This is a genomic window from Kocuria sp. NPDC057446 (genome assembly GCF_042802875.1).
Taxonomy (GTDB): domain Bacteria; phylum Actinomycetota; class Actinomycetes; order Actinomycetales; family Micrococcaceae; genus Kocuria.
Window position 1 is genome coordinate 1 of sequence record NZ_JBHVDI010000140.1, and the last position, 10,352, is coordinate 10,352.

The 10,352-nt window shown below is 73.7% G+C and carries 9 protein-coding genes, 1 tRNA gene and 1 riboswitch; of the genes, 3 read left to right on the plus strand and 7 right to left on the minus strand.

The features are described from left to right. Positions 1-50: 50 nt before the first annotated feature. Together pcrA and ACFU0Y_RS14550 are read right to left on the minus strand one after the other, a co-directional pair. A complete protein-coding gene (gene pcrA, locus ACFU0Y_RS14545; protein WP_380215239.1) occupies positions 51-2,519 on the minus strand; it encodes a DNA helicase PcrA in 2,469 nt (822 codons plus the stop codon). 49 nt (positions 2,520-2,568) lie between these two features. After that, complete coding sequence (locus tag ACFU0Y_RS14550; protein ID WP_380215240.1) at positions 2,569-3,297, minus strand: integrase; 729 nt, start codon at positions 3,295-3,297, stop codon at positions 2,569-2,571. A 149-nt stretch (positions 3,298-3,446) separates the two neighbouring features. On the opposite strand from ACFU0Y_RS14550, the gene ACFU0Y_RS14555 reads away from it, so the two are divergent. After that, positions 3,447-4,112, plus strand: a complete 666-nt coding sequence (locus tag ACFU0Y_RS14555) for a hypothetical protein (protein WP_380215241.1) — start codon at positions 3,447-3,449, stop codon at positions 4,110-4,112. Positions 4,113-4,198: 86 nt separating this feature from the next. Here ACFU0Y_RS14555 and ACFU0Y_RS14560 read toward each other — a convergent pair. Next, positions 4,199-4,271 (minus strand) — tRNA-Arg (locus ACFU0Y_RS14560). Between the two features lie 63 nt (positions 4,272-4,334). Between ACFU0Y_RS14560 and ACFU0Y_RS14565 the strand changes: the two genes are divergently transcribed. Further along, positions 4,335-5,726 carry a DUF4031 domain-containing protein gene (locus ACFU0Y_RS14565; RefSeq protein ID WP_380215242.1) on the plus strand — a complete coding sequence of 464 codons (1,392 nt, stop codon included), beginning with the start codon at positions 4,335-4,337 and terminating at the stop codon, positions 5,724-5,726. On the opposite strand, the gene ACFU0Y_RS14570 is transcribed toward ACFU0Y_RS14565, so the two are convergent. The 4 genes from ACFU0Y_RS14570 to ACFU0Y_RS14585 form a co-directional block, all read right to left on the minus strand. Next, positions 5,644-5,910, minus strand: coding sequence for a hypothetical protein (locus tag ACFU0Y_RS14570; RefSeq protein ID WP_380215243.1), 267 nt, complete (start codon positions 5,908-5,910; stop codon positions 5,644-5,646). The genes ACFU0Y_RS14565 and ACFU0Y_RS14570 overlap by 83 nt on opposite strands. Before the next feature lie 108 nt (positions 5,911-6,018). Continuing rightward, positions 6,019-6,963 carry an NlpC/P60 family protein gene (locus ACFU0Y_RS14575; protein WP_380215244.1) on the minus strand — a complete coding sequence of 315 codons (945 nt, stop codon included), beginning with the start codon at positions 6,961-6,963 and terminating at the stop codon, positions 6,019-6,021. Between the two features lie 275 nt (positions 6,964-7,238). Further along, a complete protein-coding gene (locus ACFU0Y_RS14580; RefSeq protein WP_380215245.1) occupies positions 7,239-7,913 on the minus strand; it encodes a C40 family peptidase in 675 nt (224 codons plus the stop codon). 5 nt (positions 7,914-7,918) lie between these two features. Next, a riboswitch (cyclic di-AMP (ydaO/yuaA leader) is annotated at positions 7,919-8,108 on the minus strand. A 351-nt stretch (positions 8,109-8,459) separates the two neighbouring features. Then, the gene (locus ACFU0Y_RS14585; protein ID WP_380215246.1) at positions 8,460-9,146 is read right to left on the minus strand and encodes a metal-dependent transcriptional regulator; all 687 of its coding nucleotides are present in this window, start codon (positions 9,144-9,146) and stop codon (positions 8,460-8,462) included. Positions 9,147-9,368: 222 nt separating this feature from the next. Here ACFU0Y_RS14585 and serC point away from each other — a divergent pair. Further along, positions 9,369-10,352: phosphoserine transaminase (gene serC / locus ACFU0Y_RS14590; protein WP_380215247.1), on the plus strand; the 984-nt coding region annotated here is incomplete at its 3' end.

Here is a 10,352-nt window from a genome sequence, read left to right on the forward strand (position 1 = left end):
CTCCTTCCTCGTACCGGCGCCCGCTCCGCGGCGTGCGGGCGCGCGACCGGTCAGCCGATCTTCGTCAGCGGCGCGTAGCGCAGCAGCAGCCGCTTCTCGTCGGCCCCGAACCGCACCTTCGCCACGGTCTTGTCCCCGGCGCCCTCGACGGAGACCACGGTGCCCTTGCCGAAGGCCTTGTGGTCCACGGTGTCGCCGACCGTGAGGCTGGGGATCTCCTTGTTCGGCTGGACCCGTCCCGCCGTGGTCGCCCGAGACGGGGCCATCCGCTCGAAAGCGGCGTTCGACGCCGCCGCGGCCCCCCAGTACGAGCCGCGCATCGGGTCCCGCTGCCCGGATCCGCCGTGCAGCGCGGAGCCCCAGGACGCCGGGGCAGCGGACCCCTCCCGCTTCCAGTCCAGGAGCTCGGCCGGGATCTCGTCGAGGAACGGACTGGCCGGGTTGTACTGGGACTGCCCCCACATGGAGCGGAACTCGGAACGGGTGAGGTAGAGGCGCTCGCGGGCGCGGGTGAGCCCCACGTAGGCGAGGCGCCGCTCCTCCTCCATCTCCTTCGCGTCGGTGAGGGAGCGCTGGTGCGGGAACAGCCCGTGCTCCATGCCGGTCAGGAAGACCACGGGGAACTCGAGGCCCTTGGCGGTGTGCAGGGTCATGAGGGTGACCACGCCCTGGGCGCGGGCCTCGGCCACCTCCGCGGCGATCTGCTCGGCGCTCGGGCCGCCCTCGGTGCCGGCGGCGGGCCGGTTCGGGATCTGGTCGGCGTCGGCGACGAGGGAGACGTGCTCGAGGAACTCGGGCAGCCCGGCGTCCGGGTGGTCCCGCTCGAACTCCCGGACCACGGCCACGAGCTCCGCGAGGTTCTCCACCCGGGACTCGTCCTGGGGGTCCTGCGACTGGCGCAGCGCGGCGAGGTAGCCGGACTGCTCCAGGACGGCCTCGAGGACGGTGGCGGCGCCGGACCCCTCGGCCACCGAGGCGAGGTCGTCCATGAGCTGGACGAAGGCCTTGACCGCGTTGAGCGAGCGGGTGGCCATGCCGGGCGCCTCGTCGGCGCGGCGCAGCGCGGCCATGAAGGAGACCCGCTCGCGCTCGGCGAGCGCCGCGGCGGCGCCCTCCGCCCGGTCGCCGATGCCGCGCTTGGGCTCGTTGACGATCCGGCGGACGTTGATGTCGTCGTCCGGGTTCACGATCGCGCGGAGGTAGGACAGGGCGTCCTTGATCTCCTTGCGCTCGTAGAAGCGCGTGCCGCCCACCACCTTGTAGGGCAGGCCCACGCGCATGAGGATCTCCTCGAGGGAGCGCGACTGCGCGTTGGTGCGGTAGAACACGGCGACGTCGCCGGGGCGGTAGCCGTCCTCGTCCTGGAGCCGGTCGATCTCCTCGGCGATGAAGCGGGCCTCCTCGTGCTCGTTCTCGGCGGCGTAGCCGGTGATCTTCTCGCCGCTTCCGGAGGCCGTCCACAGCCGCTTGTCCCGGCGGCCCGTGTTCTTGGCGATCACCGCGTTGGCCGCCGTGAGGATGTTCTGGGTGGAGCGGTAGTTCTGCTCCAGCAGGATGGTGCGGGCCTGCGGGTAGTCCTGCTCGAAGTCGACGATGTTGCGGATGTCCGCCCCGCGGAACGCGTAGATCGACTGGTCCGAGTCGCCCACGACCGTCAGCTCGGCGGGCGGCACGGGGCTCGCCCCCGCACCGGCCGCGGCGTCCGCCCCGGTCCCCACGATCTCCCGGACCAGCGCGTACTGCGCGTGGTTGGTGTCCTGGTACTCGTCGATGAGCACGTGCCGGTACCGGCGCCGGTAGTACTCGGCGACCTGCGGGAACGCCCGCAGCATGTGCACGGTCTGGCTGATGAGGTCGTCGAAGTCCATGGCGTTGGCCGCGCGCAGCCGCTCGGTGTAGCCGCGGTAGACCTGGGCCACGGCGCTCTCGAAGGGGTCGGTCTCGGAGACCCGGGACAGGTAGGTCTCGTCGTCGACGAGCTCGTTCTTCAGCGCGGAGATCCGGTGCTGGATGCTCTTGGGCGCGAAGCGCTTGGGGTCGAGGTCGTGCTGCTTGGCCACGAGGGTGATGAGCCGCAGGGAGTCGGCGGAGTCGTAGATGGAGAAGGTCGACTTCAGGCCCACGCTCGCCGCCTCCCGCCGCAGCACGCGCACGCAGAAGGAGTGGAAGGTGGAGATCGTCATGGACCTCGCGCCGTCCCCCACCAGCTCGACCACGCGCTCGCGCATCTCGGCGGCGGCCTTGTTCGTGAACGTGATGGCCAGGATCTCGCCCTGGTGGGCGCGGCCGGTGGCCAGCAGGTGCGCGATCCGGTGGGTCAGCACGCGGGTCTTCCCGGAGCCGGCGCCGGCGACGATCAGCAGCGGCGAGCCGGCGTGCTCCACGGCGGCCCGCTGCGGGTCGTTGAGCCCTTCCACGAGCGCGTCGGCGGAGACGGTGCCGCGCCGTGGGCGGGCGTCGTCGCCGGGGCGGGCCGCGGAGGCGGAGGGCAGGAGCGGGTTGTCGAAGAGGTAGTCCATCGTGGGCCCAGTCTACCGAGGCCCGGTGACAGCCGGCCCGGGACGGCTCTCAGACGAAGTGCAGTTCGAGCCGGTGCCGGCCGTTGTCGTCCTCGACCCACAGCTCGGAGTCGGCGACCGTGACCCGCACGGGCCGCTGCAGCTCGATGTCGTCGTCGAACTCGACGGAGCCCTCGGCGCCTCCCCCGTAGACGGTGTCGAGCTCGCGGGTGGCGGGGTCGAGGTGCCGGATGGCGTCGTTGCCGGTGTCGGCGATCACGATGGACCCGTCGTAGAGGATCTGCAGGTCCTCCGGGTGGTCCAGCTGCGCCTGGTCCGCGGGCCCGTCCGCGAAGCCCGCACCGGCCCGGCCCACCACGGTGCAGACCTGCGGGCCGCCGTCGGGCTTGTCGGTGTCGATCTCGATGCAGCGCAGGCAGGAGGAGTCCCGGTCGATGAGCCACAGCGTGCCGCTGCCGTCCTCGGTGATGGACACGGTGGCGGCGAACTTGGCCTGCGCCGCCTTCCCGTCCCGCCGCCCGGACTCGCCCGTGCCCGCGAACTCGTAGAGCACGTCGGTGTACGGGTCCCAGCGGAAGAGCCGGTGCAGGGAGGGCACCGCCACGATCACGGCCGAGAGCTTGTGCGACCACACCATGTCGGCGATGGGGGCGCCGCCGAGGACGGAGCAGTCCACCGTGCGGCGGACCGTCTCGTGGTCCTTCTCGAACAGCGTGAGCACGTTGCCCTCGGTCAGCCGCATGAGCAGGCCGTCCGGGAGTCCGATGGACAGTTCCATGACCGGCACCTCCGTGTCGTCCTCGTCGAGCGTCCGGTCGTCGTCGACCGGTCCGCCCCCCGTGCGCTCCGATGGACCGGCTCGGGTGGCCCCAGCCTACCCCGCGGTCCCGGCGTGGGGTGGGGGGCGCGCGACCGGATAATGGGGACATGGGACTGACACGCGCACAGAAGGCACGCAAGCACGGCGGCCGCACGGCGGCACCGGGGCCGGCCCGGGGGACCCGTCTGCACGAGGCGGGTCCCGGCGAGCTCCGGCCCGAGCCCACGAGGTCGAGCTCGGGTCTCGTGGTGGGCGTGGCCATGGCCGTCTCGGCGATCCTGTGGCTGTACGTGCACGCCTGGATCCTCCCCCGCTTCGGCGCCGCCGCGGCCGGCGGGCTGAGCCTCCCGGAGTGGATGCCCGGAGGATTCGGCCAGGAGCACGCCCAGCGGCTCGCCACGGCGCTCGGCGAGCAGGGACGCGCCCAGTACGAGGCGGTGCACCGCTCCTCGGGGCTGCTGGCCCCGCTGTTCGTGGGACTGGCGTGGCTGCTGTTCGTGGCGGTCAACACCGCGTCCCGCGCCCGCCGGTGGCTGCGCTCGGCCGTGGTGCTCGGCTTCGCGGCCGTCTCCCTGGCCGGCAACGCGGCGATCGACGCCGCGCTCGCGGATCCCGGGGACGGCTCCGCCGTGACCACGGCCTCCGTGCTGGTGATCGCCCGCTGGGTGCTGCTCGTGCTGCTGCTCGCGGTGACCGTGACCGTCTCCGTGGAGGCCGTGCGGCGTCGCCGGTCGAGGAACGCCGGCGCCCCGGACCCGCGGCCCCGGCGGTGACCCGAGCTCCCGGCCGCGCGAGGGCCGACCGGTCCTGTCCCGGGCAGCAGGACGCCCCGGACCGTGCGGTCCGGGGCGTCCGTGCGTGCCCCCGATTGGATTCGAACCAACGACACCGGCTTTAGGAGAGCCGTGCTCTATCCCCTGAGCTACGGGGGCGACGCGAACAGTCTAGGGGGTCCCCCGGACCCCCGCTAACCGGCCGCGGCTAGGATCGGTCGCATGCCCGTCTACATCGATCCGCCGCTCTGGCCCGCCCACGGGACGCACTTCTCGCACCTGGTCTCCGACACCTCCTACGACGAGCTGCACGCGTTCGCGGAGCGGCTGGGCGTGGCCCGGCGCGCGTTCGACCGGGACCACTACGACGTGCCGGAGAGCCGGTACCACGAGGCGGTCACCGCGGGCGCGCTGCCGGTCGACGGCCGGCAGCTCACCCGCGTGCTGGTGCGCAGCGGGCTGCGCGTGCCGGCCCGGGCGCGGCCGGAGCGGATCGCCCGGGTGCTGCTGCGGCGGTGGGCCGCCCGCTTCCCGGCGCACCCGGCGCTGGGCGAGGAGCTCGTGCAGCGGTGGAGCGAGCCGCACCGGCACTACCACGGCCCCGCCCACCTGCTCGCGGTGCTCGAGGCCGTCGACCTGCTGCGGCCCGGCGCCGGACCGGGTCCCGGCGCCGGCGAGGCGCTGGTGCTGGCCGCCTGGTTCCACGACGCCGTCTACCGGGGCAGCCCCGGGGCGGACGAGCGGGAGTCGGCGGAGCTGGCCCGCACCCGGCTGACCGCCGCCGGCTTCCCGGAGCCGCTCGCTGCGGAGGTCGAGCGGCTGGTCCTGCTGACCCTCGGGCACCGTGTCCCGGACGGGGACACCGTCGGTGCCGTGCTGCTGGACGCGGACCTCTCGGTGCTCGGCGCGGACCCGGCCGGCTACGCCGCCTACGCGGCCGGTGTGCGGAAGGAGTACGCCCACGTGCCCGGCCCCGCGTTCGCCCGGGCCAGGCTGCGCGTGCTCGAGGACCTCCTCGGCCGGCATCCGCTGTTCCGGACCGCCGAGGCGCGGCGCCGGTGGGGCCCGGCGGCGGTCCGCAACCTCGAGGCCGAGATCGGCCGGCTGCGCCTGGCCGCCGGGGAGCCCTCCCCCGGTCCCCCTGCGGGCGCCGACGTCCTCACCATCACCGCCGTGTGCCTGCGGGACGACGACGGAGCACTGCTCACGGTGCGCAAGCGCGGCACGGAGCGCTACATGCTGGTGGGGGGCAAGCTCGACCCCGGCGAGTCCGCCGCGGCGGCGGCCGTCCGGGAGACGGCGGAGGAGGTCGGCCTGCGGCTGGACACCGCCCAGCTGCAGCCGCTCGGGGTGTTCGAGGCGCCGGCGGCGAACGAGGCCGGCACGTGGGTGCGGTGCACGGTGTTCACGGCGCCGCTCACGGGACGGCCCGTGCCGCTCGCGGAGATCGAGGAGCTGCGCTGGCAGCCGGTGGACGGGGAGTCCTCGGCGGCGCTGCCGGCGGATCTCGCCCCGCTGCTGCGCGAGCACGTCATTCCGGCGCTGAGCCGCGCTCCCCGGACTCCCGGATCCCGTCCGGGGCGTGCCGCCTCCGGTGCAGCACGATCCCGGTGACCAGGCCGAGCACGATCCCGACGCCGCCCAGGACGGACAGCCACATCGCCACGTGGCCCACGAAGGCCGCGACGACGAAGCCGGCCACGATGCCGGGCACGGCGCCGCCGATCATGCCGTAGGCCATGTAGGCGTACTCACGGTCGAGGCTCGTGCGGGCGCTGCGGCTGTAGTCGGTGGACATGGGACCAGTCTATCCGCCGCCGTGGTGGCCGCCGGGACGACAGCGGGTGCGCGGTTCCCGTCTGGCCGACCAGGAACCGCGCACCCGAAGCGGTGCTCTCGCGTGCGGTCAGCGCACGCGGACGTAGACGGGGCCGGAGCCCACGTTGACGCTGTCGACGACGGTCGTGCCGCCGTTCCAGCCGCCGTGCACGGCCTTGCCGCCGCCGATGTAGACGCCGATGTGGGCCGAGCCCATGCCGCCGTCGGCGTAGTAGACGAGGTCGCCGGGCTGCGCCTGGCCGGCGGAGACCTGCGTGCCGAGGCTCAGGTAGGAGGCCGGCCAGCCGTGGTGGTTGATGCCGGCGGCGCGCAGGGCGTTCGTGACGAGCGCCGTGCAGTCCTGGGCGACGCCGAGCTGGCCCATGGCGGCGGAGGAGATGGTCGCGCCCTTGCCGGAGGACGAGCTCTGCGGGGTGACCGTGCGCTCGGCGGCCGGGGCCGCCTGCACGGCAGGCTTCGGAGCAGGGGCAGGGGCCGGCTTCGGGGCCGGGGCCGCCTGCACGGCAGGCTTCGGAGCAGGGGCAGGGGCCGGCTTCGGAGCCGGAGCCGCCTGCACGGCGGGAGCGGGGGCCGGGGCGGCCTGGACGACCGGCTCCGCCGCGGGAGCGGCGGCCGGAGCGGGAGCGGCGGCCGGAGCGGGAGCGGCCACGGCCTTCGGGGCAGGAGCGGCCACGGCGGGCGCCGCGACGGCCGGCGCCTGGACCTTCTGCTCGGTCTTCTTATCGGCCGTCTTCTTCTCGGCCGTCTTCTTCTCGGCCTGCCCCTTCTGGTCCTTCGCGGTCTTGGTCACGTGGGCGACCGGCTCGAGGGACACGGTGGGCGCCGCGGTGGGGGCGGCGGCGGCGACGGCGGAGAGCGGGGCGTCGGCGGTGGCCTCCGGGGCCGGAGCGGCCTGCACGGAGACGGTGGTGGCGAGGGCGAGGCCGGAGAAGGCGGCCACGGCGGCCACGGTGCGGGCCTTGCCGGAGAAGATCGAGCCGATGCCGTTCGAGGGGGTCAGGTCACGGGTCATGAGGAGTTCAGACGACTTTCTGTCGGAGCCGGGCCTGCCGGAGGGCGCGGGTGACAGCACGGATCACCCCGGACGGTGCACGGGGTGAGCGGATGTCCGGCAGGGCTGCGTTCCGGGATCGGGAACGACGGCCGGGCGAGCGGAGGAGGGGTGCCGTCCGGGCGGACGGCGGACGCCGCCGGGAACCGGGAGAGCGGCTCGCGGCGCGCGAGGAACTGCGAGGGGGCGACCGGGGCCGCCCGGGACGAGGTGCTCGTCCCGGGCGGCGGGCCGGATCAGATGCTGTAGTAGCCGTCCAGCTGCATGGCGTTGACGGAGTGGATCTGCGTACCCTGGCTCGGGTTGAGCGCGGAGATCATCTTGCCGGCGCCGATGTAGATGCCGACGTGGGAGCCGCCGTTCTGGGAGACCAGGTCACCGGGCTGCGGGTTGGCGGTGGGGGTGCCGGCCGCGAACTGGGCCCAGGTGGTGCGGGGCAGGTCGATGCCGTTCTGGGCGAAGACCCACTGGGTGAAGCCGGAGCAGTCCCAGGCGCCGTAGGAGGTCCCGCCGAAGACGTAGCCGGAGCCGATGCCCTGGTGGGCGGTGCCCACGATGCCGCCGGCGGCCGGGGAGATCTCGGTGCTGACGGTGGACTGCGGGGTCACGCTCGAGGTGGCGGCGGTCTGCTGCGGGGCCGGGGCCGGAGCCGGGGCCTCGTAGGCCGGGGCGGCGGGCTGCGCGGCGACCGGGGCCTGGTAGGTGTACGAGGCGAACTGGGTCAGCGAGGCGGAGGCCGGGGCCGAGTAGGCCGCACCGGTCTCGACGGGAGCCTGGGCGAACGCCTGGGCCGGAGCGACGGAGCCGAGCATCGCGGCGCCGGCGGCAGCCGCGGCGATGGTGGTGTTGCGCACGGCGTGCGAGGTGGTCTCGGCACGGTGGCGGGCAGCGTTCTGCTGGAAAAGCGACATGGTTGAGTTCCTCCCTTTGCCTACGAGGTGAGCTGTCGGATTCGGGTGGGAGACACCCGGTCGCAGAGCGCGTGCGCTCTGACGACTTAACCCCAAGGACCCGGATCACCGGGACCGAAAATGGTTCCCCCGCTTCTGCCAAGCAGTTTCTGTGTAGAGGCCACGGGCACCGGCAGAATTCGGCGATGTGCTCCGTGGGCGCCGATCCGACCAGTGATCGGCACGCGTTGAACAGTACATGACTGATTACGGAAGTGTCACGTTTTGATCACGACGGATAACGAACGGGACACTCAGCAGCTCTCAATGAGCCGTTATTGAGACCTTGACTCCGATTAATGTGCGTCCGTGACATGGTGTGGAGTGGGGTTGGAGGCCGCGAGAACCCGCTTCCCACCAGGGCGGAGTGCTCCCACGGGCCGGATCGGCACGACCTGGACGAAAGTGCCTTGTGAACGTCCCCACACCCGGGGACGACCGGTCTCAGGGCCCGTTGCAGGCCCCTCCCGGGAACCGCTCGTCGGCCTCCCGGACCTCGTGCGGACCTCAGCGGGCGAGGACCCGGATGGCCGCGGCGGTGCGCAGGTCGACCTCCGCGGAGCGCCCCGTGGCCGGGACCTCGATCCGCACGGTCTGCCCGTCCACCCCGGCCCTGACCTCCGCGCCCGTGAGCACGCCCACGTCGCTCAGCACGCGCAGGAGGTCCGCGTCCGCCTGCACCACCTCCGGCAGCAGCGCCACCGTGTGCGAGCCCTCCGGGTCGTGGCGGGCCGCGTCGAGCAGGGAGGGGTGGGCCGCCGCGGGACTCTCCTCGACCCCGAGAGCCGCCAGGCCCGGGATCGGCGTGCCGTAGGGCGAGTACCGGGGGCTGTGCAGGAGTTCCACGAGCCGCCGCTCGACCTGCTCGCTCATCACGTGCTCCCAGCGGCACGCCTCGTCGTGGACCTGGGCCAGGTCCAGGCCGATGACGTCGGCGAGCAGCCGCTCCGCCAGCCGGTGCTTGCGCATCACCTGCACGGCCCGCTCCCGGCCCAGCTCGGTGAGCAGCAGCGACCGGTCCGGGCCGACCGTCAGCAGACCGTCCCGTTCCATCCGGGACACCGTCTGCGAGACCGTGGGCCCGGAGTGGTCGAGGCGCTCGACGATCCGCGCCCGCATCGGCGTGATCCCCTCCTCCTCGAGCTCGAGAACGGTCCGCAGGTACATCTCCGTGGTGTCGATCAGCTCGCTCATGCCTCAGTCATCCTTCGTCCGGCCGTCCGGGTCCGGGGATCCCGCCCGGACCGGTCTACCCGCACGAGCTTAGTGCGCACGCCCCGCGGCGGCCCGGACGGAGACGCGGCGCCGCAGGGCCCGTCGCCCGGGGGGTGGGGCAGAATGGGCCGAGGCGAGGACGGCGCGAGCCTCAGGACGCCGCCCGCCACCTGCCGCACGTCACCCACGAGGGAGCGCCCGTTGCCCGCACACGTCACCATCCCCCAGCACCTGCTGCCCGCCGACGGCCGGTTCGGCGCCGGTCCCTCGAAGATCCGCCCGGCGCAGGTCGAGGCCGTGTCCCGGGCGGGGGCCGCCCTGCTCGGCACCTCCCACCGCCAGGCGCCGGTGCAGGAGCTCGTGGGCTCGGTGCGCGAGGGCCTCGCGCAGTTCCTCGGCCTCCCCGACGGCCACGAGGTGCTCCTGGGCCTGGGCGGGGCCACCGCGTTCTGGGACGCGGCCGCCTTCGGGCTCGTCGAGCGGCGGGCCCAGCACCTGGTGTTCGGGGAGTTCGGGGCGAAGTTCGCCCAGGCCACCGACGGCGCCCCGTTCCTGGAGGCCTCCTCGGTCGTGGAGTCCGCCCCCGGAACCCGCCCGGAGGCCCGCGCGGAAGAGGGCGTGGACGTGTACGCGTGGCCCCAGAACGAGACCTCCACCGGGGTCGCCGCCCCCGTGCACCGGCCCGCGGGCATCGCCGACGACGCCCTGGTGCTGGTGGACGCGACCTCGGCCGCCGGCGGGATGGCCGCGGAGGTCGCCGCCACGGACGTCTACTACTTCTCCCCGCAGAAGAACCTCGGCTCGGACGGCGGACTGTGGCTGGGCGCGTTCTCCCCCGCGGCGGTCGAGCGGATCGAGCGGATCGGCGCCTCCGGGCGCTGGATCCCCGACTTCCTGCGGCTCACCACGGCGCTCGAGAACTCCCGGAAGAACCAGACCTACAACACCCCCGCCCTGGCCACGCTGGTGCTGCTCGACGAGCAGCTCCGCTGGCTCAACGAGCAGGGCGGCATGGCCTGGGCCGCGACCCGCACGAGGACCTCCTCCGACCTCGTCTACGACTGGGCCGAGGCCTCGACCTTCGCGACCCCGTTCGTGGCCCGCCCCGAGGACCGCTCGAGCGTGATCACCACGGTGGACTTCGACGACGCCGTGGACGCGGCCGCCGTCGCGGCGGTCCTGCGC

What these genes read in the sequence shown, in the direction of transcription:
- pcrA (WP_380215239.1), bottom strand. Translation starts at nt 2,519, where the DNA reads ATGGACTACCTCTTCGACAACCCGCTCCTGCCCTCCGCCTCCGCGGCC.
- ACFU0Y_RS14550 (WP_380215240.1), bottom strand. Translation starts at nt 3,297, where the DNA reads ATGGAACTGTCCATCGGACTCCCGGACGGCCTGCTCATGCGGCTGACC.
- ACFU0Y_RS14555 (WP_380215241.1), top strand. Translation starts at nt 3,447, where the DNA reads ATGGGACTGACACGCGCACAGAAGGCACGCAAGCACGGCGGCCGCACG.
- ACFU0Y_RS14565 (WP_380215242.1), top strand. Translation starts at nt 4,335, where the DNA reads ATGCCCGTCTACATCGATCCGCCGCTCTGGCCCGCCCACGGGACGCAC.
- ACFU0Y_RS14570 (WP_380215243.1), bottom strand. Translation starts at nt 5,910, where the DNA reads ATGTCCACCGACTACAGCCGCAGCGCCCGCACGAGCCTCGACCGTGAG.
- ACFU0Y_RS14575 (WP_380215244.1), bottom strand. Translation starts at nt 6,963, where the DNA reads ATGACCCGTGACCTGACCCCCTCGAACGGCATCGGCTCGATCTTCTCC.
- ACFU0Y_RS14580 (WP_380215245.1), bottom strand. Translation starts at nt 7,913, where the DNA reads ATGTCGCTTTTCCAGCAGAACGCTGCCCGCCACCGTGCCGAGACCACC.
- ACFU0Y_RS14585 (WP_380215246.1), bottom strand. Translation starts at nt 9,146, where the DNA reads ATGAGCGAGCTGATCGACACCACGGAGATGTACCTGCGGACCGTTCTC.